A 26,215-nucleotide genomic window follows, 5' to 3' on the forward strand; every position below is an offset into this window, starting at 1 on the left:
AACTCATAACATCGAACACTGAAAAATGAGAGACGAACAAATACCTAAAAACTGGAATCAAGTAAAAACCAACGACTCCTGGGCCATTTTTAAGATTATGGGAGAATTTGTGGGTGGATATGAAAAAATGAGCCGAATAGGCCCCTGTGTTTCCATTTTTGGATCTGCCCGCACAAAACCAGACCACAAATATTATAAACTAGCAGAAAGCATTGCCAAAAAGATTACTGAAAATGGTTACGGCGTCATAACCGGCGGTGGACCAGGAATCATGGAAGCTGGAAACAAAGGAGCACATTTGGCCGGAGGGACTTCCGTTGGGTTAAACATTACCCTTCCCTTTGAGCAGCACGACAACCCTTATATTGACAGCGATAAAAGTATCGATTTTGACTACTTCTTCGTAAGAAAGGTTATGTTTGTAAAATACTCCCAGGGGTTTGTTGTAATGCCCGGAGGCTTTGGAACGCTTGATGAATTTTTCGAGGCCTTGACCCTTATCCAAACCCACAAAATTGATAAGTTCCCATTAATACTTGTAGGCACCGAATTTTGGGGAGGTCTTTTTGAATGGATTAAAACAACGCTTTTGGAAGCCAATAACAACGTAAGTGCGGAAGATTTGGACTTGGTACATTTGGTTGATTCGGAAGACGAAGTCCTTCAAATATTAAACGATTTTTATAACGAATACAATTTAAGCCCGAACTTCTAATTCTTAAACCATCCGAATGTTTAAAACGATACTTACGGTTGCCTTTTTTATAATTTCGCTTTGCGCAAATGCACAGGGAACCATAAAGACCATGTTTTACAACCTGTTGGAGTTTCCCTCTGCCCAGCCCAGTAATCGCGAACAGATTTTAATGGAGATAATCGACGATTACGAGCCCGATATCTTTATGGTTTGCGAGCTGGAAAGTGAATATGGTGCCGATTTAATTTTGAATACATCGCTCAACGATGAAGGCGTCAATTATTTACGGGCTCCATTTCAGCCCAGCCAATCCGGCGACCCAGACCATCAACAAATCCTGTTTTACAGAAAAGGAATGTTTACACTGGAAGCTGCCGAAGTTATCCCAACGCAAGTGCGCGATATAAACCATTATACCTTAAAACTCAGCACTGCCGACCAACAAACAGACCCAGTGCTAATTGAGGTATTCGTAACCCATCTTAAATCCAGCCAAGGTAGCGGGAACCAAACATTGCGCCTGGATATGGTAAACCAGTTTACCGACAGACTGGAAACCTTGGATCCCGATTCCTTCGTAATTTTCAGTGGCGATTTTAACTTTTATACTTCGAGCGAGCCGGGATACCAAGAATTATTGGACCCCACGAACGCCATTGTAATGGTAGATCCTATTGATCGTCCGGGGTCGTGGCATAACAATGATAGTTTTCAGGATATACATTCGCAAAGCACCCGTTTAAGCTCAGGCCCTTTTGGCGCGGGAGCCGGCGGCGGGCTGGACGATAGGTTTGATTTTATAACCATTTCAGAAAATATGCTGGGCAACCCCAAATTAAAATATATTGAAAGCACCTATAAATCTTTTGGGAACAATGGCAATTGCTACGACAACAGTATAAACAGCCCCGACTGCGCTGGAGATTTCAGCCAAGAATTGCGGGAGCATCTTTACAATATGAGCGATCATCTGCCCATTGTGATGGACCTGGAAACGGACAAGGAAATTGTTTTGGACAATCCGGATTTTGCGGTTATAAGCGCTATTCTTTTAGAAAACACAATGGCTTCCTCAGAATTAAACATTCGTCTGGCGTCGAGTGTTTCGGAAAGCGTTTCTTTTGAAATTTACAATACTTTGGGGCAAAAACTCTTGGAATTCACTTCAGAAAATACAGGGCATATTTCGATAGATATAAGCCAATTTGCCAATGGAATATATTATTTAAAAACGAACATCCCCGGCTTCAAAACCCTAAAATTTCTTAAAACTCCTTGATGCCAAAAAGGATTCTATACCTACTTTTTTTCTGTTTGGCGGCCCAGGCAGGCGCGCAGCATGTTATAAACATTGATGCGACGCTCCTTCCGGGCAAAAAAACACTGGCAATAAAACAACAGATAACCTATAAAAATACTTCTGCAGATACGCTAAGGGAGTTATACCTTTTTGATTGGGCCAATAGTTTTTCCACCAAAACCAGTCCGTTGGGCAAGCGCTTTGCCGAAAATTACGACAGCTCCTTTCATTTTGAAAAAGAAGAAGATCGCGGCAAAACCACCATTGAAAAAATTTATGGTACGGCCAAAAATCCATTACAGTGGCAACGCGGTGACGAAGTGGATATATTGAGAATAATCCCGCAGACTCCCCTCCTGCCGGGAGATAGCTACACCTTCAATCTGGAATATAGTGTTAAGGTTGCAGATAATAAATTTACGCGCTACGGGGTAGATAAGAACGGCAATTACAAGCTTCGGTATTGGTATATTTCCCCCGCTGTTTATAATGGCCAATGGCAGGTTTACAGCAATAAAAATATTGACGACCTTTATTTAACGCCGTCCGAATTTTCGGTGAGCCTCCATTTTCCGAAGAACTACTCCCTCACTTCAGATTTGGATTTGCTGGACGAGCCCAGTTCCCAAAACACGAAATCCATTGCTCTTGGAGGAAGGGAGCGCACGGGCGCAACAATCTACCTAGAAAAGATTCCCACTTTTGAAACTATTGAAACAGATAAGCTGCAGGTAATCACAAACATACAGAACAGCAAGGTAAATCCGCCAGTACAGGCCTTGTTGATTGATAGAATTGCGCATTTTCTGGATGAGCGGCTTGGCCCATATCCCTTTGAAAAAATGGTCATTAGCGAAACCGATTATAAAACTAATCCCGTTTACGGTCTTAACCAATTGCCGCGGTTTATCAGTCCGTTTCCCGATGGTTTTGAGTACGATATGGAGCAGCTAAAAACCATTACCCGAAACTATATTGACAATACCCTCATTATGGATTCCCGGGATGATTACTGGCTTCAGGATGCGTTGCAAATTTACCTGATGATGGAATATGTGGATACCTATTACCCAAAAATGAAGATAATAGGCAATCTGAGCAATTGGTGGATAATCCGATGGGCGCACGCGGCAGATCTGGAATTTAACGACCAGTATCCAATCCTCTATTTGAATATGGCACGCAACAACATCCATCAGGCCCTGACCACGCCAAAGGACTCCTTGTTGAAATTCAATATGAATATTGCCAACGGCTACTACGGCGCAAGTGGGCTTCGGTATTTGAACGATTATTTGGGCGACGGTGTCGTAAACCGAAGTATTAAGGAGTTTTATTCTGAAAATAGATTGAAGCCCATTAAATCCTCGAGTTTTGAAACGGTGCTTTCCCGAAACACCGAACTTCCCATAAATTGGTTTTTTGAGGATTTTGCCGATACCCGCACCACGATTGATTTCAAAATAAAGAAAGTTGAAAAACAAGGCGATTCGCTAAAGGTCTTTATAAAGAACAACAGAAATAGCGAATTGCCCATTTCGCTTTACGGCCTCAACAAAGAGGAAGTTGTCTATAAAACTTGGACGAGGCCCGTGGATAGTATAACTACGGTAACCATTCCTGCGGAAAACATCCGGAAACTGGCGCTCAATTACGAAGGAAAAATTCCCGAATACAACAGAAGAAACAACTTTAAGGCCGTAAAAGGTTTGCTGAATAAACCCTTACAGTTCCGGCTTTTTCAGGATGTGGAGGACCCAAATTACACCCAGTTTTTCTTCATGCCCATTTTTGAATATAACCTCTATGACGGTATTTCGGCGGGATTGCGGCTTTACAATAAAACGGTATTGCCCAAGGCCGTGCATTACAGTCTGGAGCCGCAGTTTGGGTTTCGTTCCAAAACCCTTGTGGGGAGTGCCTCCATCAGCTATACGCAGACTATGGACCAAGGCAATCTCTACGCCATGCGCTACGGTTTTTCCGGAAATTATTATTCCTACGATCGGGGACTTTTCTATAAGCGCTTTACGCCATACATTACCTTCGCCTTTCGTAACGACGATTTGCGAAATAACGAAAAGCAATACATCAATCTCAGAAACGTAAACGTATATCGGGACGAGAACCCAAATGATCCCAACCAGGAGCCGAATTACAGCGTTTTCAACATGCAATATGTGTATTCAAACCCCAACCTTATCAATTATTTTAGGGGCGTTGCCGACTATGAAATTTCCTCTAAATTCAGCAAGCTGTCGGTTGATTTGGAATACCGCAAGCTCTTTCTGAGCAACCGCCAGTTGAACCTTCGCTTCTTTGCAGGGGTTTTTCTCTTTAACGATACCCGTGAAAATGAAGATTTCTTCAGCTTTGCCCTAGACCGTCCCAACGATTATCTTTTCGATTATAATTATTACGGTAGAAGTGAAGATTCGGGGCTTTTTAGCCAGCAGCTCATCATAGCCGAAGGAGGTTTTAAGTCGCAGTTGGAGCCGGCATATGCCAACAGCTGGATGGCCACCGTAAATGCCAGTACCAACATCTGGAGATGGATCTATGCCTATGCCGATGTAGGTTTGGTCAGCAACAAAAAACGCGGCACAAATGCGGTTTTTGACAGTGGGGTGCGGGTAAGTCTGGTGGCCGATTATTTTGAGCTTTACTTCCCAATCTATTCAAACTTGGGTTTTGAACCAAATCTGCCCCATTATGATGAAAAAGTTAGGTTTATAATTACTTTGAGCCCAAAAACCCTGTTGGGACTTTTTACGCGAAGATGGTATTAATGAGAGCCGAAATTTTAAAAACCGGTATTTCAAATAAAATCAAAAAATGCAGCTATTAAATAATTGGCGAATCGTCATCCTCCTTTGCCTAACCTTGGGCTTAGCACCATTTTTGCCCGAACCCCACATTTGGGGCAAAATCAAATGGATTGCAGGCGGCGCCGAAGGCATGCAGGGAGCAGACTGGTTTGATGTCTTGCTCCACGGGTTTCCTTTTATACTTTTGCTTAGATTGTTGATTGTGAGCGCTCTTCCTTCAAAAAAAGATTGAAACACAAATCCGCTCTGTTACAAAAACCGCCTGTGGATAACTAAGCGTTGCGAAACACCCTCAATTTCGCTATTTTTGCAAAACTAAAACCCATTGAAATGCAGACAGACCCAAAGACCAACGGCGAAATTTCCTTTGACGATTTCAAGGAAACAGTTATAAACGATTATAAAATAGCTGTTACCAGCCGTGAATGTAGTCTGTTGGGCCGCCGTGAAGTACTTACAGGGAAGGCAAAGTTTGGGATTTTTGGCGATGGCAAGGAAGTACCGCAACTGGCTTGGGCCAAGGCCTTCCAAAATGGAGATTGGCGCAGTGGTTACTACCGCGACCAAACGTTTATGATGGCCATCGGGAAATTAACTATTGAGCAATTCTTCGCAGGTCTTTATGCCCATACCGATATAAAGGCGGACCCTATGAGCGCGGGAAGGCAGATGGGAGGCCATTTTGCAACCCACAGCCTCAATGAAGACGGCAGTTGGAAAAATCTTACCCAACAAAAAAACAGTAGTGCCGATATTTCGCCCACGGCAGGTCAGATGCCAAGATTATTGGGCTTGGCGCAAGCTTCAAAGATTTTCAGGAATGTAAAAGGGATTGAAAACAAAACCAATTTCTCCATAAACGGAAACGAAGTGGCTTGGGGAACTATCGGTAATGCCAGCACCAGCGAAGGGCTGTTTTGGGAAACCATAAATGCCGCGGGCGTGCTCCAAGTACCGATGGTAATGAGCGTTTGGGACGATGAGTACGGAATTTCAGTCCACGCAAAATACCAAACCACCAAAGAGAATATTTCAGAAATATTAAAAGGATTCCAACGCAATGAGGAAGAGGATGGTTATGAAATTATCCGCGTGAAAGGTTGGGACTATCCAGAATTGATTGAAGTTTACAACCGTGCCTCTAAGATTGCCCGGGAGGAGCATGTGCCCGTCCTGATCCACGTACAGCAACTTACCCAGCCCCAGGGCCACAGTACCAGTGGCTCGCACGAACGCTACAAAAGCAAGGACCGTTTGGAGTGGGAGGCAAAATTCGACTGCAACCTGAAAATGCGCGAATGGATGATTGCCAGTGATATTGCTACCGATGAAGAGCTTTCAGAAATAGAAAAGGAAATAAAAAAGAAAGTACGTGACGGCAAAAAAGCAGCCTGGGAAGCCTTTGTGGCTCCCCAGAAAAAGGAGCAGCAGGAAGCCGTGGTATTGTTGGGCAACTTAGCCGAGAGCAGCCCAAACAAAAATTTCATTGAAAAAATAAAGAATGAATTGGCTTCCGAAAAGGAGCCATTGCGTAGAAATATCCTCGCTTCCGCGCGCAAAGCACTGCGCTATGTAGTAGGGGAAAATTCTTCTGAAAAGAAACAACTTCAGGATTGGATTGAGAATTATTGCGAAACAATCCAGCCCAAATACAGTGCCCATCTTTACAGTGAGGCCAAAGAGAACGCCAAAACCATAAAGGAGGTGCTTCCCTCCTACGCAACCGATGCCGAGGAAGTAGATGGCCGCGTCGTGCTTCGCGATAACTTTGACGCTATCTTCAGCAAACACCCCGATGTATTGATTTTTGGGGAGGACAGTGGTGAAATTGGCGATGTAAACCAAGGCCTGGAAGGCATGCAGGAAAAATACGGCAAGCTACGGGTAGCTGATGCCGGAATTCGCGAAGCTACCATTCTCGGCCAGGGAATTGGGATGGCGATGCGCGGTTTGCGACCCATCGCGGAAATTCAGTATTTGGATTACATACTTTATGCCCTTCAAATTATGAGTGACGATTTGGTTACCGTTCGATACCGAACCAACGGCACCCAAAAAGCCCCGTTGATTGTCCGCACCCGTGGCCACAGATTGGAAGGCATTTGGCACAGTGGCTCACAAATGGCAGGTTTGATCCACCTATTGCGCGGAATGTATGTGCTGGTACCTCGCGATATGACCAAGGCCGCAGGTTTCTACAATACCCTATTGGAAACCGATGAGCCCGCTTTGGTTATAGAATGCTTAAACGGCTATCGTTTAAAGGAAAAAATGCCAAACAATCTCGGCGAGTTCAAAACCCCAATCGGCGTTGTGGAAACCATTAAGGAAGGAACCGATATTACCTTGGTTTCCTACGGAAGCACCATGAGAATTGTGGAAGAAGCCGCCAAAGAACTGCAACAGGCAGGTATAGATGCTGAAATTATTGACGTGCAGTCCTTGCTGCCTTTGGATATCAACCACGATATGGTGAAGAGCGTAGCCAAGACCAACCGACTCCTGGTAATTGACGAGGACGTGCCGGGAGGCGCTTCGGCATACATTTTAAACCATATTATTGAAGTACAGGGCGGGTATAAATTTATGGACAGCAAACCCCAGACCCTCTCGGCAAAGGACCACCGTCCGCCCTATGGCACCGATGGTGATTACTTCAGCAAACCTTCCGTGGAAGATGTCTATGAAAGGGTTTACGCCATCATGCACGAGTCAAATCCTTCGGAGTTTCCCAAGTTAAGATAACGCTAAAGTCCTGTTATACTTTAGCTAGGCTATGTATCTTATAGCGTAATTTAAAAATATTGCGCCATGAGAAACATTTTTACACTATTGCTGAGTATCATTTTTACCACCGTCGTTACCTCACAGGATGTAAACGACAACATTCGCTTTATCCCCCAATCACAAGTGCCGCAGCATGTATTGGACCGGCAGGAAACCTTATTTCCTACCAACTTTGTTTCTGAATGGCGAGTACAGGAAATGGACGGAATGCAGGACGCCCCAAACCTAAGGTACATCGCCAAATTTGAAGACGACGGCCGTCCCGGGTTTTCAGCCTCCTATCTTCCCAGTGGGGTGCTTATTTTCAATTCAGAATTTATGCCCAGTGAAATAATCCCGGCAGAGGTTCGCCTTAAAATTGACAAGGATTATAAGGACTACAGCATCCGCCACGCAGAATTTATCACCTTTTACAATCCAAAACGCGAAATCTACATGGTAAAACTTTTAAAGGATATTGGCGTACAATATGTTTTTTACAACACAGCCGGCAATGAAATCCCCAAAGATTCGCTCCCATTGGAGATTAAAATTTTGATGAATTAGGTTTGAAGGAATTCACCTTAAAATCACAAAATCCTGCACTTTATCGAATATTCAATAGTTTCAACTATTAATTACATTTTATTCAATAAATATTTGGAAGTCTGGAATTAATTACTTTAAATTAGCAATTCAATTCTAAAACTAGAACAGGTTTATGTCTTTCAACAGTTTAAATAATAATAATAACGAGCTGCCGTAACAAAAACTTGTCGCGATACATAGCCCGTCAGGTTTTTTTCCTGACGGGCTTTTTTTTTGCCTCTTGTTCCCCTTGCCCCCAAAAGGGGGAAACAGAAACAGAAAATAATATTTGAAGAGATTTTAATAAAAACCAATTATCAAATAACTATAAACTATTAACCAAATAACCTATCAATTATGTGTGGAATTGTATGTGCATTCGATTTAAAAAGGCCTTCAGAAGACTTGAGGCCACAGTTACTGACCATGGCAAAATGCCTTAGGCACCGCGGCCCAGACTGGAGCGGGATATTCAGCAACAAAAAAGCCATTATGGCCCATGAACGCTTGGCCATTGTAGACCCCACTTCGGGGAAACAGCCTTTATTTTCCGAAGACAAAAAGCTGGTGCTTGCCGCCAATGGCGAAATCTATAACCATATGGAACTGCGCAAGCAATTTGAGGGAAAATACAACTTTCAAACAAAAAGCGATTGCGAAGTTATCTTAGCGCTCTACAAGGAAAAAGGACCTTCGTTTTTGGATGAACTCAATGGCATCTTCGGCTTTGCCTTATACGATGCCGAAAAGAACGAATACCTGATTGCCCGCGACCATATGGGCATTATACCGCTCTATATGGGCTGGGATAAGGACGGAACATTTTACGTTGCCAGCGAGTTGAAAGCGCTGGAAGGCTACTGTACCAAAATTGAACTTTTCCCTCCCGGCCACTATCTGCACAGCAGCGACGGCAAGTTGAAAAGATGGTGGACCCGCGACTGGATGAGCTTTGATGCCGTGCAGGAAAACGAGACGAGCATTCAGGATTTGCGCGATGCCCTGGATGCCGCCGTAAAAAGACAGTTGATGAGCGATGTACCCTATGGTGTACTGCTTTCGGGCGGATTGGACTCTTCCATCACCTCTGCCCTGGCCAAAAAATACGCCGATAAACGTGTGGAAACTGGCGATACCGAGGGCGCATGGTACCCTCGGCTCCATTCCTTTGCGGTGGGGTTGGTGGGCTCGCCAGATTTGGCTGCCGCCCAAAAAGTAGCGGACCATCTTGGAACCGTGCACCACGAAATCCATTTTACCATCCAGGAAGGGCTGGACGCAATCCAGGACGTAATCTATCACGTGGAAACCTATGATATTACTACCATTCGCGCCTCCACCCCTATGTTTCTTTTGGCCCGTGCCATTAAGGCCATGGGGATAAAAATGGTACTCTCTGGTGAAGGGGCCGACGAGATTTTTGGCGGATACCTCTATTTTCACAAAGCTCCTTCGGCAAAGGACTTCCACGAGGAAAACGTGCGAAAACTCGACAAACTCCATATGTACGATTGTCTTCGCGCCAATAAATCCCTGGCCTCTTGGGGTATTGAGGGCCGTGTACCTTTTCTCGACAAAGAGTTTATGGACGTGGCCATGCGCCTTAACCCAAAAGATAAAATGATACTTGCCGGGCAGAAAGCCCCACAGGACAAACAGGCCATGGAAAAATGGGTGCTTCGCGAAGCCTTTGGCGATATGCTCCCCGCAGAAGTTGCGTGGCGGCAAAAGGAACAATTTAGCGACGGCGTGGGCTATAGCTGGATAGACTCCCTAAAGGAAATGGTAAACAAAAAAGTTACCGACGACCAAATAGCAAATGCCCATTACCGATTCCCTATACAGACCCCAACAAGCAAAGAAGAATTCTATTACCGAACCATTTTTGAGGAACATTTCCCCAGCGATGCCGCGGCACTAACAGTGCCCAGTGTACCCAGCGTAGCCTGCAGCAGTCAAGTAGCCCTCGATTGGGATGAAAGTTTTAAGAATATGAACGACCCAAGCGGCCGGGCGGTTAAAAATGTACATGCCGATGCGTATGCGAAGTAGTGAGGATGTGACTTGGGATGTTAGACGTGAGATTTGAGACGTGAATTTTATTTTTTGCCCATGCAAGAATTTTTTTTTTTGTATATTTAAACTATCCATAAAATTTGCCATAATTTTAAAATTTAATTAAACATTATGACGCCAGCGATAGTTTTCTTTGCTGGCGTTTTTTATTGAACTTTGATGTTCATATCAAATGCTTCGGCAGTTGCAATTACTTTCTGGACAATTTCGGGAGTATGGGACTTCTCTCGAGCATTTTCTATTTCAGCAGGTATTCCTACGGCATCAAAAAATCCTTTAAATCCCTTGGGACTGTGAATATTTATCCACTTACAGGGTAAATTGCTATTATTTGAAAAAGTATGCAGCGTTTTAGGGGGAATGTCGAGCGACTCTCCCGCTTTAACAATTTTTACTTCACCGTTTACTAAAAATTCCATTTCACCGTCAATTATCAAGAATGATTCCTTGAAGTTGTTGTGAAAATGCGGTGGAGGTACTTGAATATGTGCGGGAGTTTCTGCCAGCATCAAATCGAAGTCCCCGGATGTCCCGTGGGTGGTTATTTTATGGCCCAATACCCATTTAGCAGTTTGATTTTTCATTTTATGAGATTTTTGTCTCACAAACTTAAAATACAATTTTGAAAAAACCAAGTTTTATGAGATATTTGTCTTATGAAAAAGGAATATTTTAAATCCGGTCGGATAAATCAAAAATTAGAAACGAGAAATAAAATATTAAACAGCGCCCAATATTTTCTAAATAGAGGTTTAGAATTTACGCTGGAAGATATTGCAAAAGAATGTGGTATTTCAAGGGCTACAGTTTATCGCTATTATTCAAACATTGAAATTTTAGTGAATAAGGCCGCTCTCAATATCCAAGCAGAAAATCCAGATAAAATTGTTGAAAATATCAAAGAGGATAGTCTTGAGGATAGGATTCTTTACATCCAAAATTATTATAACAAACTGGCCATAGAACATGAAAGCGCATTTCGAAAATATCTAAGCTCGGTCATAACCTCAAATCCATCAGAAATAAAACGAGGTGCAAGACGCAAAAAAACGCTACAGCTTGCCTTTGAAAATACATCAATCGATAACAAGGAAAGCGAAAAATTAATAAATCTGTTAACTATTTTAATGGGAATTGAGCCTTTAATAGTCACTAAAGATGTTGTTGGCCTAAATAATACACAATCGATGGAAATTATGAAATGGGGCGTGCAATTAATTTTGAAAGGTTACTTTGCATCAAAAAAGGAGTAGCAGATTCCCAACCTAATCAAGCAACCAGAATTTTCTCGAATTTTTTGCAATTGTCTCATTATCAATATGCTTATTCCCCAAAAAAAAAGATAAAATCAGTTCCATTATAGAACGTTTTCAAAAAGAAAAAATACGTACCTTTAAGGAAACCATCCAACCGAAAGAGCCATGGGCATGTTTCATTATTACAAATTTCCGGAATCAGAAGTTTTCATTTTTGATAACTTTATCGTGAATCAATTTGAGGAAGGCGTAACCGTAACTCCGGAGCACAATGATAAGCTCAGAAAAGTTTTGGATGAACATTTTGCAAACAAAAAGGTAGTATATATTTCCAACAGATACTTTAACTATGCCGTGGATCCGCTCACCTATCTCGAAACCTCCAAAATACACAAACTGATTGCCATAGCCATAGTGGCCAAAACTGAACTTGCAAAGTCAAACGCCAGATTGGAAAGCATGTTCTACAAGAAAAAATTTGAAGTATTCGACACACTCAGCGAAGCTATGGCCTGGGTACAAAAAGAACTGGTCAATAGTGAAATAGAGAAAGAGAATTAGAATTTAGCGAAATAAACCATCACGTTACTCACCAAGAAACAATCTATTCCAGAAACGTTATTCGCCGTTGAGCCACTATCAACTACTCTCCCCACTACCCACTAATAAGCTACGGCAACCACTTCTTATCAAAATTTGGCTTCCGTTTTTCAAGAAAGGCATCACGGCCCTCTTTCGCCTCTTCCGTCATATAAGCAAGGCGCGTAGCTTCCCCCGCAAACACTTGTTGGCCCACCATTCCATCGTCGGTTAGGTTCATTGCGAATTTTAACATTTTAATGGAAGTTGGACTTTTTGCAAGAATCTCCTGCGCCCATTGGTAAGCTGTATCCTCAAGTTCGTCGTGCGGAATTACGGCATTCACCATTCCCATCTCAAAAGCTTCCTGTGCCGAGTAATTTCTTCCGAGGAAAAAGATTTCACGTGCCCGCTTCTGCCCTACCATTTTTGCCAAATAAGCACTTCCGTAGCCACCGTCAAAACTGGTTACATCGGCATCGGTCTGTTTAAAGATTGCATGTTCCTTACTTGCCAAGGTTAAATCGCAGACCACGTGCAGACTGTGTCCCCCACCCACGGCCCAGCCCGGAACCACACATATAACTGCTTTCGGCATAAACCGAATCAAGCGTTGCACGTCAAGAATATTTAAACGGTGATACCCATCCTCGCCCACATAGCCTTGATGGCCGCGCGCCTTTTGGTCGCCACCACTGCAAAAACTGTACACTCCATCCTTGGACGAAGGTCCTTCGGCGGAAAGCAGCACCACGCCTATGGAAGTATCTTCCTGCGCATCGTGAAAGGCATCGAGCAATTCAGCCGTAGTTTTTGGGCGAAACGCATTGCGCACATCGGGTCTATTGAACGCAATCCGAGCCACGCCGTTTGATTTTTTATAGGTTATATCGGTATATTCTTTAGCGGTTTTCCAATTGGGTGTAGCCATAATTGTTATTTTAGCGTAAAGTTACAGTCAATTTTTAATGAAAAAAATTCTTCCTTTAATAATTTCCCTCTTTTTGTGGGGATGCCATTCACAGAAAAGAACTATAAATGTTCTCTTTGTAGGTAATAGCTTAACATATTATAATGATATGCCACAGTTACTTCAAGAGATGCTCAACGAAACAGATCCAAATATTAAAATAGACCAAATTACATTTCCGGGGGTTTCATTACAAAGCCACTTAAACTTTATGGTTGACCCATCAAAAGAAAATTCCAGATTTGAAAAACAATTGGGAGATACAACCAGCACAGAAAAAAAACTTTTAGTAAAGCCTTGGGATGTTGTAATTTTACAGGAAGGAACAGTGAGGGTTCTTATACCTGAGTCAAAAGATAGTTTGGTCATTCCATCCATTCAACGAATAAAAGGGCTGGTACCAAATAAAGATTGTAGGTTTGCTATTTTCCACACTTGGGTATCCAAACATGAGTATCCAAAAGAATACTGTTATTCCTCCTTTTTAATAACACGGGAAATAAGTGATGAGCAATTCTGCTCTACAAAATTCATCAATTTTGAACAAGAAGCCAAAGCTGTTGATGAAGCGTATACTTTTATTGCAAATGCAACTAATATTGAAAAAAGCAACAATGGAAATATCGCAAACAGATTTTTAAGCAGTTATCCCGATATTGAAATATTTGAAGACGACCAACACCCTTCAATGGCTGGAGCATTTCTGAATGCGTGCATATTTTATGAAATGCTCACAAACAAAAAAGCAAAGAATTTAATTTTCAGCGGAAAACTCGACCCAAAAACCTCTAAAATAATTAAGAATTTTATTTAAAAACTATTCCATGAAACAATTTCTTCTATCCTTGGCAATTCTTTTCACATTAAACCTAACTGCCCAAGAAGCCTACAAATTTACCACCATTACAGACCTTGAAACCACTCCAGTAATAAGCCAGGGCATTACGGGAACCTGCTGGAGTTTCAGCAGTACTTCGTTTTTGGAGAGTGAAATTATGCGCCTTACGGGAAAGAAAATTGATTTAAGCGAAATGTACCAAGTGCGGAATACATATCCACTAAAAGCAGAAAACTTTATCATGCGACAAGGTAAAGCACAGTTCAGCGAGGGTGGCCTGGCACACGATGTGATGAATTCCGTAGAAAAATATGGTTTAGTGCCCGAAGCGGTCTTTGATGGTTTGAATACTGGAGAAACTACCCATAACCATGCCGAAATGGTTGCCGTTCTTGAAGCTATGCTAAAAACCTACGTTGACAATCCTGGTAGAAAACTCAGCAAAAAATGGCGCACGGCTATTGAAGGTGTTTTGGACGCATATATCGGTAAAAACGTAACCAACTTCACATTTGAGGAAAAACAATACACCCCACAAACTTTTTTGGCAATGACCAAAATACAGCCTGCCGATTACGTGAACCTTAGCAGTTTTACCCACGTCCCCTTCTATTCAAAATTTATTCTGAACATCCCGGACAATTGGAGCAACGGCAGTTTTTACAATGTTCCACTGGATGAGATGATGGCGACTATTGATAATGCTTTGGAAAACGGCTTTACGGTTGAATTGGATTGCGACGTTAGTGAAAAAACATTTTCCTCAAAAGACGGCGTAGCGGTTATTCCCGAAATTAGCGAGAATAATATAAAAGCCCTGCAGGGCATATATCCCGAAAAGAAAATAACACAGGAATATCGCCAAGAAGAGTTTGAAAATTATAACACTACAGATGATCACCTAATGCACATTACAGGAATGCTCCGCGACCAACACGGCACCAAATACTACAAAGTGAAAAACAGTTGGGGAACAGACGAAACGCGCGTTGCCAACGGTGGCTATGTATATTTTAGCGAAGGTTATATGCGGTTAAAGGCAATAAGTGTAACAGTTCATAAAGACGCTTTACCTAAAAACACTGCCTCAAAATTAAATTTGTAGATAAAAAAGATTATTAATGTTGGCTCAAATTTTGATACATTTGTCACGATGAAAAAGCTTCTACTTCTTCTTTTATTTCTTCCACTGATAGCTTCGGCACAGTTGGACTTTGAATCCAATAAATATAAATTGGATTTTGTGAAGTTACCGGAAATTGAAAGCCTTCTGACTACTCCCTTACCTTTAGATTCAGGTTTTTCGAAAAAAATCTCAAATAAACTCCCTTCGTTTAAAATGGATAAAAATAATTATCGTGAACCTGTGAGTATGTATGACGCAATGGCCGCGAGCGAAAATTATGTAAAGTCAGACATTAAAATTTCTTTGGATCCAAAAGAATATGGAGTTTATGGCAACAGAAGCTATAACCCTGATGGCTCCACAAAGGTTAAAAACATTGCGTACAAAGACGCTTCCCGAGGGTTTCTCTTTGCCGACTCCTGTCCTCCGTACGGCGTTTGCCCTCGTTGTGCTCCTTACCGTATAAATGGTTATTAATAATTTATGACTTTAGTATTTACATATAAATAAAATCATTTTTATTTTATTTAGTTAGGATTCCTTACTATATTTGCTAAAGCAATATTGCTGTTAAACTTAAATCCTTATTAATTATGAAAAAGTCTGTTTTTTATCACGCAGGTTGTCCCGTATGCGTAAACGCCGAAAACGAAATTCTCGAACTGTTGGATCCCGCTACAGTTGAGGTGGTTCATCTTGGTGAGCAAAAATCACAAATTTCACAAGCCGAAAATGCAGGTGTAAAATCTGTTCCAGCATTGGTTACTCCTACTGGTAATGTGTTACACATTAACTATGGCGCTTCCATGGCCGATTTAAAAAATTAATTAACCATACATAGGTTTCTTCGGAAAGTCTTTGTATTTAAATAAACAAAAAATGAAAAGATCAATATTTATAATAGCAACACTTTTGCTGGCAACTATTGCCCTCTCACAAAATACAGAATATGGTAATGATGATTTCAAAATTACAAATGTCGAAGTTACATATCATACTAATTTAGATGTCTTAATTTGGGAAATAACGGTAGCCGGAAATGCAGGCGCCACCACTCCGAGTCCTGCCGGTAAAATGAACGGAGCTCCTGTTTTAGGGTATGTTTTTCCTACCACTTTAAAGTCTTCAGATGTTGGATTCAGTGAAACTGATGGAATTGTAGCCTTGGCCCTTACCTCCCATCCAGATTTTGATGACACTCCTCTATGGGATGAGAATATGGATAGTAAATATGATAATGATGGTGTAATCTGGCATCCACATTGGGTTGTTCTGGTTGAAGATAAAAGAGTTGAAGGAGGACTTGCTGTAAAGCAGTTTAAAAAGGACGATTCAACTGTAAAACTTCCACCCACCAACCCTGGAATGCCAATGTATATGGACTCTCCCGGCTATGGTGTAAAGGCAATAAACAACACTATTAAAGTTGTAGTTCCAAAATACAGAATGAACAATCAAATCAGTTTTAACTATGATGGTGTGGCCGCATATATGCAAGTAAACACTGAAAATTTGGATAAGCCAATGCTTGGAGTTTATAAGGTTTACAGTGTGGCCAGTGGTAATTTGACCTTACCCTATACCGTAAAAAGTAATTAATTATGCAAATAGCAGTTTGGGATACATATGTGGAAAGGTCTAATGGTGCAAGAATGCACTTTGATATTTTGGTACCCGCAGCCATAGAAGACGAGAATCAAATTTATGAGTACGGTGAACAATATTTAAAAAATAAATCTTTTAAAACCGAAGCGTTGGATTCAAAAAGATGCAATTTCTGTCATATTGAAAATGCGAGTACAGAGATTGAAGCAGCTATTAGGGATAAAGGTTTTTATATTTTGGAAATGGAAAACTGTTGCTAAAAAATTTGATAAAAGTAATTAGGAATACTAACTTTGCCTGTTAGGGCTTACCCCTTAACAGGCTTTATTATGGAAAAAAGTGTTTTCGATACCTCTTTTCAGCAGGAAAGTGTGAGCAACAAGATAGTGGTTGGCCTTGAACGGATTTCAGAAGTATTCCGTACTCTACTCTGGGCCGAAGCAAAAAAAGCTGGCGTGAGCCCCATCCAGATCCAGATCCTCATTTTTGTTGCCTATCATAAAAGTTCACTCTGCACGGTGAGTTATCTAGCAAAGGAATTTGACGTTACCAAACCTACCATCAGCGATGCGGTGAAATCTTTGGAACAGAAGAAATTGATCTTAAAGGATTATTCAAATTCCGATAGCAGAAGTTATCTGATAGCGCTTTCGGAAAAAGGAAAACAATTGGTTTCGGTAACCGAGAATTACGCAAATCCCCTAAAAAAACAGTTCGACACTTTTGACGCAGCCCAACTGGAAACTGTCTATGAAACCATTGTAAAGCTTATTTACAATTTGAACAAAGCTGGGATAATCAGCGTGCAGCGGATGTGTTTTGCTTGTAAGTACCACACGAAACAAGATGGAGGCGACTATTGCGAATATCTTCAGAAACCTTTAAAAACCGAAACCATACGCGTTGACTGCCCAGAATTTGAGGAAAAACCTGGCTAAATCAGCTCTATTCCATCTTCCTTAATAATAATCTGCTTGTCTTTATAAAGCGTACCGATTGCCTTTTTAAAACTCTTTTTGCTCATCCCAAGCATATTTTTGATAGTGTCGGGATCGGTTTTGTCGTGAAGTGGCAAAAAACCCCCGGCAGCCTCCAATTCCTCGCGGATAAAATTGGCGTTCGGCTCAATGCTTTTATAGCCCGGGGTTTGCAGTACGATATCAATTTTATTGTCGGGACGAATTTTTTTTATAAAAGCCTTCATCTTATCCCCCGTACGGATATCCTCAAAAATATCTTCAATATAAATTAATCCTTTATGCTGCCCATTCACAATAACGTTCGCACCTTTTTCCGTTAAGTGCGTAACCAAAATATCTACCTCCTGAAAAGGTTCTACGGTCAAGTTTTCATTTTGAAGAAAATGGTTCGTCTTGCTGCTTCCCACCAATCGATTGGTTTTTTCGTCAATATATAAATAGACAATGTACCAGTTACCCTTCTTCATGGGCCGCGCCTGCTCCTTAAAAGGAACAAATAGTTGCTTTTCCAGGCCCCAATCCATAAAGGCGCCATATTCGGTTACATCGCTGCAATGCAAGTACCCAAAGGTGTTCAATTGAAGAAAGGGATCCAGCGTTGTGGCAATGGGCCGCTCTTCGTTATCCAAGTATATGAAGACGGTAATCTCATCGCCTATTTCGTATTCCTCTGGTTTGTATTTATGCGGCAAAAGCACCACATTTTCCTCGTCATCGCCCAAATATAGACCCGGTTCGGTTTCTCGAAGAATCTCCAAAGTATTGTATTCGCCCAGTTTTATCATAGTTGCAAAGGTACTGTATTCTTATCAAAAAAAAGTGCACACCACGTACATACAAATCAAACTTAAAATGTAAATTCACATTGAAAATGGAAAAAATAACGCTACATAACCTTCCCCCAGACTTCCAGTTGAAAAAAAGATTGGAGACCGATATTGGCATGGTTTATTTTTATAATGGCATCGTTATTTTTGAAGCCAATGAAGGTGTGGTTCTTTCGTATAAAACTGGTTTTTCCATTTTGCTAAAAGGGCTAAATTATTTAGGAACTAAGCCTTGGGTATATATTTCCAATCGCGTGCATTCCTACTCCATTAAGCCGATGGATTACAAATATTTGAACAAAGTACCTACACTACGCGCCGTAGGAGTGGTAAATTATAGCGAAGTGGGACATACCAACGCAGAACTGGAGGCTAAGTTTTGCAAAAAACCCTTTCAAATGTTTGACAATCTTACAGAAGCCGCCATTTGGGGGAAAGGGTATTTATAAAATGAATTTGAAGTAGTCTAAAAGCACTTTATCATTTATCGCTGCCGGCGTAAAAACTTCCAACAGAGCAGGACCTTCAGTTATTCTGAAGAAATCCCTCAGCGTTTTATTCAAATCTTCTTTTCCGTGAATTGTTTCATATTTGAAACCATACATTGCCGAAAGCTGTTTGGCGTTTAGGTTGTGTTTTGTTTCGAAATAAGTATCAAAAAGCTCCGTATCCTTTTCCCCTGGAAGAATTCTGAAAATACCGCCACCGCCGTTATTCACGACAATTATTTTAAAATTTTTAGGAATATAATTGTTCCAAAGCGCATTGCTGTCATAGAAAAAACTGAGGTCGCCGGTTATAAAAACCGTTGGCAATCTTGAAGCGTAGGCCGCTCCTACCGCAGTACTCGTACTTCCGTCTATTCCGCTGGTACCTCTATTGCAGAAAACTTCGGCAGAAGCCGGAATTTCAAAAAGTTGGGCGTAGCGAATCGTGGCGCTATTGCTCAATTGCAACTGGATATTTTGTGGAAGACTGTGGAATATTTCGCAAAAAACCATAAAATCCGAGTATAGAATTTCAGCTTCGTAAGTTGCGTGCCGCTGCAATCTGTGTCGCTTTATTGCGAGCCAATGGCTTTGATAGTTACTTTCCACCGAAATTGTCTTCGGAAGAAATTCAGCAAAAAAACCATTGACGCTTGTTTTGAAATGATGCGACAGTACAAAATAAGTATCAAAAGCTTTCTTCGAATCCACGTGCCAATGTTTCGCTGGAGGAAAACTGCGCAGAAAGGCCTTTATCTTTTTTGAAACCACCATTCCGCCAAAGGTGAGCAGTATTTCGGGCTGCAATTTTTTGAAATCTCCATCCGTTAAAGGTGCAATCAGTTGGTCTATGGCCGTGATAAAATTTTCGTGGTGAAGGTTGGAAGTGGTCTCGGTCAACACCAAAACACTATCGTCCTTTGCAAGTTGCTCCACAAAACGCATTTCCACACTATTTGGCGGTAATACTCCCACCAATACCATTTTGCGTTTACTGGAATTCCATCGGCTTACAAAAGCATCCAGATTTTCCTCAACGCCTGCTGTCCGCTGTCGCGCAGGAACGTTCTGTGGCCAAACCAGTTGGTTTTCCACCGTGTGGTATAAAGGTTCGGAAAAAGGAATGTTTATATGAACGGGACCGTTCAGCTCGATTGCCGTATTTAAGGCAACGTTTATTTCGGTTTCATTTTTAATCTGAAAATCTTCGCCTTCACTGCAATTTGCACTGTAAAGAATATGGTTTTCAAAAACGTTTTCCTGTCGGATGGTCTGCCCATCGCCAATGTCAATATAGTCTGCGGGCCTATCTGCGGAAATGACGACCAAAGGAATATCGCTATAAAATGCCTCGGCCACCGCGGGGTAATAATTGAGCAAGGCCGAACCCGATGTACAGACGACCGCTACGGGCCTATTAATTTGCTGCGCGATACCCAATGCGAAAAAGGCTGCGCAACGTTCATCTACGATGCTAAAGCACTTAAAATCGGGATGTTCCCCAAAACCAATGGTAAGTGGCGCATTGCGCGATCCGGGAGAAATAACTATATGGTCAATACCCTTGTCCAAACATAATTGCACAAGCGTTTGTGAGAGAATCTTAGTTGAGAATTTCATGCAGCGCAAAGGTACGAAGACGCCGAAAATATTACAGCATTGGTGCCAATACTTGTAGCATTGTCTGCATTTTATTTTGGGTTTCCTGCCATTCATCGGCCGGCTGTGAGCCAATAGTGATACCCCCGCCCACGAAGATGCGGGCCGTATTGTTTTCTATCTTCATACACCGCAGGTTAACCATTAGTGAGGCAGAAGCTCCATTTTCATTTACGGGTCCTAAAAACCCTGTGTAAAATTCGCGGTTATACCCTTCGTTTTGGAGTATGAATTCCTTGGCAAATTTTTGTGGACTGCCACAAACCGCAGGGGTTGGATGCAAGGCAGCTGCAATTTTTGTCAGCGTGGCTTTTCCCCTTTTTAAAATGCCGGTAATATCGGTTCTTAAGTGAAGCAACGACCCGGCGCGATATGTGTACGGATTGGAAACTTTCAATACCGAGGTTACGCGCTGCAGACTGTTGGTTATTGAATCGGTTACCATTTGCTGTTCGTCCAGTTCCTTTGGGCCCCAGGAAACCTTTTCCGAATTGCAAAAAGATTGTGTTCCCGCCAGGGCCATGGTCTTAAAGGAGTCTGTCTCAACCCGCACTAAGGTTTCTGGCGTTGCACCGCACCACATCCCCGTTTGCGGATGGTACCAAATATATCGAAAGGCCAATGGATAGGCCCCAAACAAACGCTCTAACAATTGTTTAAGTGAAAAATTTGATAGTGGAAAATCTTTCGGACGCGAAATAACGATTTTGGTAGCCCTTCGTCTTTTTATATTGTCAATAGTTTTTTGAACTTTTTCCAAATAAGTTTTCCGCTCCGAAGCGTTTTCGGCTACCGGAACGGGCGTCAATTCAATAGTATTTTCCGATAATTCTGCACTAACTATTTCTGAATCATTCTCAGGAATAAAGTATGCTGAATCATTATACTCAAAAGGCGCGAGAACAAAACCGTTGTCCGTCAATTCGCTAATGGTACTAAGTTCTGGGTTCTTCTGAAGTAGAGCAGATACAATTTTTTGATTCGGCAACGAATATACCACAAAGGGCAATCCTTCTTCAAAATGTTTTTCGATTTTTTCAGTGAGTAGGTTAAAATCCATTAATTTTTTGGTAAGGTAAGGGTGGTAAGTTTTACGAGGGAAACGAGGGCGCCGTCTTCATTCGTAATTTTTATTTGCCAGAGCTGGGTGGTCCTTCCTTTGTGAATAATACTGGCATGGGCATATACATTACCATCGCGCACGCTTTTTACGTGGTTGGCGGCAATTTCAATTCCACGGATTATTACATCATTTGCATTCAAAAACATAAATGCCCCCGCACTGCCCACACTTTCGGCCAAGGCTACAGAGGCGCCGCCGTGCAAAACCCCATCGGGTTGATGAACCCTTGGCGTGACGGGCATTTTGGCAACGAGGAAATCATCGCCCACTTCGGTGAATTCTATGCCCAGTGTTTCCATTAAGGTATTTTGGCACATTTTATTGCAGGCCGCCAAAATTTCGTCGTTGGTGTACTTCATTGTATTGGTTTACATTTGTAAAAATACAAAATTGAATTCAACAAAATGAGCATCCAGAAAGAGGTTACCTATACAACTACGAATACATACCACACCCTCAATGAGTTAACCGAAAAAACCAAGAATGTATGGATGGTTTTTCACGGAATGGGCTATTTGAGCAAGTACTTTATCAATTATTTTTCCGAATTAAATGCCGAAGAAAATTTCATCATTGCACCACAGGCTCCCTCAAAATATTACCAAGGAAATGATTTTAAGCACGTTGGCGCCTCTTGGCTTACGCGTGAAAATACACAACTTGAAACCCAGAATATACTGAAATATATCGACGCAATTTATGTAAAGGAGCTTGCCGAAACTACTGCAAACTTAATAGTTATGGGCTATAGCCAAGGTGTTTCCATAGCTACGCGCTGGGTTGCCAGCCGTAAAGTTCAGTGTGATAAGCTTATTCTTCATTCGGGGGGAATTCCAAATGAATTGCAACCCAACGATTTTGAATTTCTCAAAAAGGATGCCGAGGTAATCTATCTTTACGGAAATAAGGACCAGTACATTACAGAAGCCCGTGAGACCGAAGAGAAACTTAAAGGCACCAAACTTTTTCAAGATCGGCTGAACATTGAGGTTTTTGATGGAATCCATGAGGTTAACAGGGAATTATTATTAAAACATTCCATATAATTTTAAGAATATTGTGTATTTCATCGAATAATTTTGTGTTTTAACTTCTTTTGTTTTTCTTTTACTTCGCTTTAACAACCAAATAGCCCCAAACTATGAAAAAGGCAATATTTACCTGCGTATGTATGTTTATCGCGTCCATGGTTATGGCGCAGGTGAGCAAACAGGAAAAACAAGTTCTTTTAGATCTTTATACCGCTACCAATGGTTTGGAATGGAACAAACAATGGAACTTGGAGCAACCTGTGGAAACTTGGTACGGAGTTACGGTTGAACACAATAAGGTAACGGGCATCAATTTATTGTTCAATAATTTGAATGGTATATTGCCAGCCTCTTTGGGACAATTAAAAAATTTGAAAAAATTGGAATTGTCGTTTAACCCTATTTCGGGAACCATTCCTGCGGAATTGGGCAATCTGGAACAATTAGAAATTTTAGCAATAAACGGGACAGCCATGAATGGAAACATTCCGGAGTCTTTAGGCAGGCTTTCTAATTTGAAGCAGCTGCACCTAAGCAGTAACCAATTGAGCGGAACGGTGCCCGAAAGTATCGGAAATCTTAGGCAGATTGAAGTTTTTAATGTGTTTGATAACGATTTGTATGGCGCTTTACCACAATCATTGGCAAATTGTCCAAATTTGAAGCAGCTTATGGTTGCAGAAAATAATTTTAACAATCCGAGTGATTTTTCAGTGATATTGCTGTCAAATTCTGGAGCAAAAATAGATTTACTCAATAACTCCCCACAAATTGAGCCCGCACAGCCCATAATAGCTGTAGAACGGGACGAAAATGAAGATTAACACTATTCTATTTCCTCATTTCCAAGCGGCCTATAATGGGCCGCTTATTTTTTAAACACGTTAAAAAACATATTTTATCGATAAAAAACATTGTATTTTTGAAAAATATTAGTAGATTGCCCCGGTCTTTGTACCAAGTGGCCCCCACCCACTCCAAAGACCTTAAAGCTTAATATTTGGTTAAAAAGCAAGCTTTTAAATGGAGCGGCCTTTATGAGGTCGCTCTTTTTTTTTATAATTTGGAATACTGATATGATTTAAAAAATCTAAAGCTTCATACAGATAAAAAGTAATAATTCGAATTATAATAATTAAAAAACCGCAACCCTCTCAGGTTGCGGTTTTGCTTTTAAGCATTTCCCGATTCCCCCCTTTGGGGTTAGGGGGCTTTTTATTTCACTTCTTCAAAATCTACATCCTCAACATCGCTGTTTTCAGAACCGCCACCTGTGCTTCCCTGCTCGGCTCCTGCCCCGGCATCACCAGTTGGGGCACCTTGCTGTTCGGCCTGGGCTTTGTACATTTCTTCAGAAGCAACTTTCCAAGCTTCGTTTATTTTATCCAAAGCGGGCTGTATATTGCTCACTTCTCTGGTTTCGTACGCTTTTTTCAATTCTTCCAAAGCATCTTCGATTGGCTTCTTTTTATCGTCAGATAATTTTTCGCCAAACTCTTTCAGTTGCTTTTCAGTCTGAAAGATCATTGCGTCCGCCTCGTTCAGTTTTTCAACTTTTTCCTTCGCAGCCTTATCGCTTTCGGCATTTGCCTCGGCATCGGCCTTCATCTTTTTGATTTCCTCTTCGGTCAAGCCGGAAGAAGCTTCAATACGGATATCCTGCGTTTTGTTGGTAGCCTTGTCGGTAGCGCTTACTTTAATGATACCGTTGGCATCAATATCGAACGTCACCTCAATTTGTGGCACCCCGCGCTGTGCTGGTGGAATTCCGTCTAAGTGGAAACGACCGATTGTTTTGTTGTCGTTCGCCATTGGGCGCTCCCCTTGCAATACGTGGATTTCAACACTGGGCTGATTGTCGGCCGCAGTAGAGAATACCTGACTTTTCTTGGTAGGAATGGTAGTGTTGGCCTCAATCAATTTGGTCATTACACCACCCATAGTTTCAATACCAAGTGAAAGTGGGGTTACATCAAGAAGAAGTACATCTTTCACATCTCCGGTCAATACACCACCTTGAATTGCGGCACCAACAGCTACAACTTCATCTGGGTTTACTCCTTTGTGTGGTTTTTTTCCGAAGAATTTTTCAACGGCTTCCTGCACTGCAGGAATACGGGTAGAACCCCCAACAAGAATTACTTCATCTATATCGCTCTTGCTCAAACCAGCAGCTTTCATTGCTTTTTCACAAGGCTCGATAGTTCTTTTTACAAGTGGCTCAATCAGTTGCTCAAACTTGGCGCGTGTCAACGTTTTTACCAAGTGCTTTGGTCCGCTAGCAGTAGCCGTAATGTAAGGCAAATTGATTTCGGTTTGTGTTGAGGAAGACAATTCAATTTTTGCTTTTTCAGCAGCTTCCTTTAAACGCTGGAGCGCCATTGGATCTTTCTTCAAATCAAAATCTTCTTCTTTTTTGAATTCATCAGCCAACCAATTGATAATTTTTTGGTCAACATCATCACCACCCAAGTGGGTATCACCATCAGTAGCCAATACTTCAAAAACGCCGTCCCCCAATTCTAGGATACTAACGTCATGCGTACCACCACCAAAGTCAAAAACCACTACTTTTTGGTCGGTTCCCTTTTTATCAAGACCGTACGCTAGAGCTGCCGCAGTGGGTTCGTTGATAATACGTTCCACTTTAAGACCGGCAATTTCACCGGCTTCCTTGGTTGCGTGGCGCTGGCTATCGTTAAAATATGCAGGAACGGTAATTACCGCACGGGTAACATCTTGTCCTAAATAATCCTCGGCGGTCTTCTTCATTTTCTGAAGAATCATTGCACTCAGTTCCTGTGGGGTGTACATACGGCCGTCAATGTCAACACGGGCGGTATCGTTATCACCTTTTACCACTTTATATGCTGCGTGTTCCGCTTCACTCTTTGATTCGGAATATTTGTTCCCCATAAATCGCTTAATGGAGCTGATGGTCTTTGTAGGGTTGGTAACAGCCTGACGTTTTGCAGGGTCCCCTACTTTAATTTCGCCACCTTCCACAAATGCAATTACGGAAGGAGTTGTTCTTTTTCCTTCGGCGTTAGGAATAACCGTTGGCTCGCTACCTTCCATCACGGCAACGCAGGAGTTGGTTGTACCTAAGTCGATTCCAATTATTTTACTCATATCTATTGTGTTATATATTTAGTTAATTCAATTTTTATTTTACGGAGTGTATAAGTCAATGATTGTGCCAGCGGAAGGATTATGACAGGATGGCAGAATTTTAATAAAAAAATTAATTAGTAGTTTTACTATTAGCAAATAGCAGCCCTTTTGAAGAATTTATTCAATATTAAAAATCCTATAATACTTGGTATTGCAAGTGGCTTTTACCCTTTTCTTTATAATTATTATTCAAACTTTACGCTGGTAGATTCCTTATCGCAGACATTGTTCTTTATTGTCTTCTTTTTACTAATCCCAGTTGCAGTTAATATTTTTTTAAAGGTCTCTTCAAAAAAAATATCAT

26 protein-coding genes are annotated in these 26,215 nt (G+C 41.5%); 19 read left to right on the forward strand and 7 right to left on the reverse strand.

The genetic code is table 11. The features are described from left to right. Window positions 1-25: 25 nt before the first annotated feature. The 7 genes from LS48_RS00505 (at window position 26) to asnB (ending at window position 10,231) form a co-directional block, all read left to right on the forward strand. On the forward strand, window positions 26-715 hold the full coding sequence (locus LS48_RS00505; RefSeq protein ID WP_062618898.1) for an LOG family protein: 690 nt from the start codon (window positions 26-28) through the stop codon (window positions 713-715). Between the two features lie 16 nt (window positions 716-731). Further along, on the forward strand, window positions 732-1,976 hold the full coding sequence (locus tag LS48_RS00510; RefSeq protein ID WP_062618900.1) for a T9SS type A sorting domain-containing protein: 1,245 nt from the start codon (window positions 732-734) through the stop codon (window positions 1,974-1,976). Beyond that, window positions 1,976-4,786: a gluzincin family metallopeptidase gene (locus LS48_RS00515; protein WP_062618902.1), complete on the forward strand. Its 2,811-nt coding sequence runs from the start codon at window positions 1,976-1,978 to the stop codon at window positions 4,784-4,786. Before LS48_RS00510 ends, LS48_RS00515 begins: the two co-directional genes overlap by 1 nt. Before the next feature lie 46 nt (window positions 4,787-4,832). After that, window positions 4,833-5,057, forward strand: coding sequence for a hypothetical protein (locus tag LS48_RS00520; protein WP_062618904.1), 225 nt, complete (start codon window positions 4,833-4,835; stop codon window positions 5,055-5,057). Window positions 5,058-5,155: 98 nt separating this feature from the next. Continuing rightward, window positions 5,156-7,570, forward strand: a complete 2,415-nt coding sequence (locus LS48_RS00525; protein ID WP_062618907.1) for an alpha-ketoacid dehydrogenase subunit alpha/beta — start codon at window positions 5,156-5,158, stop codon at window positions 7,568-7,570. Window positions 7,571-7,636: 66 nt separating this feature from the next. Then, complete coding sequence (locus tag LS48_RS00530) at window positions 7,637-8,158, forward strand: hypothetical protein (protein WP_062618908.1); 522 nt, start codon at window positions 7,637-7,639, stop codon at window positions 8,156-8,158. Between the two features lie 378 nt (window positions 8,159-8,536). Then, entirely contained in the window at window positions 8,537-10,231 is a 1,695-nt protein-coding gene (gene asnB / locus LS48_RS00535) for an asparagine synthase B (protein WP_062618910.1), read from the forward strand. A gap of 170 nt (window positions 10,232-10,401) precedes the next feature. On the opposite strand, the gene LS48_RS00540 is transcribed toward asnB, so the two are convergent. Further along, on the reverse strand, window positions 10,402-10,839 hold the full coding sequence (locus LS48_RS00540; RefSeq protein ID WP_062618912.1) for a cupin domain-containing protein: 438 nt from the start codon (window positions 10,837-10,839) through the stop codon (window positions 10,402-10,404). A 72-nt stretch (window positions 10,840-10,911) separates the two neighbouring features. On the opposite strand from LS48_RS00540, the gene LS48_RS00545 reads away from it, so the two are divergent. Together LS48_RS00545 and LS48_RS00550 are read left to right on the forward strand one after the other, a co-directional pair. Beyond that, the gene (locus LS48_RS00545; RefSeq protein WP_062618914.1) at window positions 10,912-11,508 is read left to right on the forward strand and encodes a TetR/AcrR family transcriptional regulator; all 597 of its coding nucleotides are present in this window, start codon (window positions 10,912-10,914) and stop codon (window positions 11,506-11,508) included. A 174-nt stretch (window positions 11,509-11,682) separates the two neighbouring features. Then, window positions 11,683-12,072 (forward strand): hypothetical protein, encoded by a 390-nt coding sequence (locus LS48_RS00550; RefSeq protein WP_235810988.1) that lies wholly within the window; start codon window positions 11,683-11,685, stop codon window positions 12,070-12,072. A gap of 109 nt (window positions 12,073-12,181) precedes the next feature. Here LS48_RS00550 and LS48_RS00555 read toward each other — a convergent pair whose 3' ends face one another. Continuing rightward, window positions 12,182-13,021 carry a 1,4-dihydroxy-2-naphthoyl-CoA synthase gene (locus LS48_RS00555; protein WP_062618917.1) on the reverse strand — a complete coding sequence of 280 codons (840 nt, stop codon included), beginning with the start codon at window positions 13,019-13,021 and terminating at the stop codon, window positions 12,182-12,184. Between the two features lie 37 nt (window positions 13,022-13,058). On the opposite strand from LS48_RS00555, the gene LS48_RS00560 reads away from it, so the two are divergent. The 7 genes from LS48_RS00560 (at window position 13,059) to LS48_RS00590 (ending at window position 17,567) form a co-directional block, all read left to right on the forward strand. Further along, window positions 13,059-13,874 carry an SGNH/GDSL hydrolase family protein gene (locus LS48_RS00560; protein WP_062618919.1) on the forward strand — a complete coding sequence of 272 codons (816 nt, stop codon included), beginning with the start codon at window positions 13,059-13,061 and terminating at the stop codon, window positions 13,872-13,874. Between the two features lie 10 nt (window positions 13,875-13,884). Beyond that, window positions 13,885-15,003: a C1 family peptidase gene (locus tag LS48_RS00565; protein WP_062618922.1), complete on the forward strand. Its 1,119-nt coding sequence runs from the start codon at window positions 13,885-13,887 to the stop codon at window positions 15,001-15,003. A 48-nt stretch (window positions 15,004-15,051) separates the two neighbouring features. Beyond that, a complete protein-coding gene (locus tag LS48_RS00570; protein ID WP_062618924.1) occupies window positions 15,052-15,501 on the forward strand; it encodes a hypothetical protein in 450 nt (149 codons plus the stop codon). Between the two features lie 116 nt (window positions 15,502-15,617). Next, on the forward strand, window positions 15,618-15,851 hold the full coding sequence (locus tag LS48_RS00575; RefSeq protein ID WP_062618926.1) for a thioredoxin domain-containing protein: 234 nt from the start codon (window positions 15,618-15,620) through the stop codon (window positions 15,849-15,851). Window positions 15,852-15,903: 52 nt separating this feature from the next. Beyond that, window positions 15,904-16,623: a hypothetical protein gene (locus tag LS48_RS00580; protein WP_062618928.1), complete on the forward strand. Its 720-nt coding sequence runs from the start codon at window positions 15,904-15,906 to the stop codon at window positions 16,621-16,623. Between the two features lie 2 nt (window positions 16,624-16,625). Further along, complete coding sequence (locus LS48_RS00585) at window positions 16,626-16,889, forward strand: DUF2024 family protein (RefSeq protein WP_062618931.1); 264 nt, start codon at window positions 16,626-16,628, stop codon at window positions 16,887-16,889. Between the two features lie 69 nt (window positions 16,890-16,958). Continuing rightward, on the forward strand, window positions 16,959-17,567 hold the full coding sequence (locus tag LS48_RS00590) for a MarR family winged helix-turn-helix transcriptional regulator (protein WP_062618932.1): 609 nt from the start codon (window positions 16,959-16,961) through the stop codon (window positions 17,565-17,567). Here the strand turns inward: LS48_RS00590 and LS48_RS00595 are convergent. Then, window positions 17,564-18,394: a CvfB family protein gene (locus LS48_RS00595; RefSeq protein WP_045079880.1), complete on the reverse strand. Its 831-nt coding sequence runs from the start codon at window positions 18,392-18,394 to the stop codon at window positions 17,564-17,566. The genes LS48_RS00590 and LS48_RS00595 overlap by 4 nt on opposite strands. 86 nt (window positions 18,395-18,480) lie before the next feature. On the opposite strand from LS48_RS00595, the gene LS48_RS00600 reads away from it, so the two are divergent. Next, window positions 18,481-18,885 carry a hypothetical protein gene (locus tag LS48_RS00600; RefSeq protein WP_062618935.1) on the forward strand — a complete coding sequence of 135 codons (405 nt, stop codon included), beginning with the start codon at window positions 18,481-18,483 and terminating at the stop codon, window positions 18,883-18,885. On the opposite strand, the gene menD is transcribed toward LS48_RS00600, so the two are convergent. From menD to LS48_RS00615, 3 genes are read right to left on the reverse strand one after another with little or no spacing between them, the layout of a single operon-like run. Then, window positions 18,880-20,544 (reverse strand): 2-succinyl-5-enolpyruvyl-6-hydroxy-3-cyclohexene-1-carboxylic-acid synthase, encoded by a 1,665-nt coding sequence (menD, locus tag LS48_RS00605; protein ID WP_062618937.1) that lies wholly within the window; start codon window positions 20,542-20,544, stop codon window positions 18,880-18,882. The two genes, LS48_RS00600 and menD, sit on opposite strands and share 6 nt — an antisense overlap. A gap of 31 nt (window positions 20,545-20,575) precedes the next feature. Continuing rightward, complete coding sequence (locus tag LS48_RS00610) at window positions 20,576-21,643, reverse strand: isochorismate synthase (RefSeq protein ID WP_062618939.1); 1,068 nt, start codon at window positions 21,641-21,643, stop codon at window positions 20,576-20,578. Further along, on the reverse strand, window positions 21,643-22,065 hold the full coding sequence (locus LS48_RS00615) for a PaaI family thioesterase (protein WP_062618941.1): 423 nt from the start codon (window positions 22,063-22,065) through the stop codon (window positions 21,643-21,645). Before LS48_RS00615 ends, LS48_RS00610 begins: the two co-directional genes overlap by 1 nt. Before the next feature lie 45 nt (window positions 22,066-22,110). On the opposite strand from LS48_RS00615, the gene LS48_RS00620 reads away from it, so the two are divergent. Continuing rightward, window positions 22,111-22,752 carry an alpha/beta hydrolase gene (locus LS48_RS00620; protein WP_062618943.1) on the forward strand — a complete coding sequence of 214 codons (642 nt, stop codon included), beginning with the start codon at window positions 22,111-22,113 and terminating at the stop codon, window positions 22,750-22,752. A 95-nt stretch (window positions 22,753-22,847) separates the two neighbouring features. Beyond that, the gene (locus LS48_RS00625) at window positions 22,848-23,561 is read left to right on the forward strand and encodes a leucine-rich repeat domain-containing protein (RefSeq protein WP_131807671.1); all 714 of its coding nucleotides are present in this window, start codon (window positions 22,848-22,850) and stop codon (window positions 23,559-23,561) included. 391 nt (window positions 23,562-23,952) lie between these two features. On the opposite strand, the gene dnaK is transcribed toward LS48_RS00625, so the two are convergent. Further along, a complete protein-coding gene (gene dnaK / locus LS48_RS00630) occupies window positions 23,953-25,869 on the reverse strand; it encodes a molecular chaperone DnaK (RefSeq protein WP_062618947.1) in 1,917 nt (638 codons plus the stop codon). Window positions 25,870-26,215 lie beyond the last annotated feature (346 nt).

The organism is Aequorivita aquimaris (assembly GCF_001573155.1).
GTDB lineage: Bacteria > Bacteroidota > Bacteroidia > Flavobacteriales > Flavobacteriaceae > Aequorivita > Aequorivita aquimaris.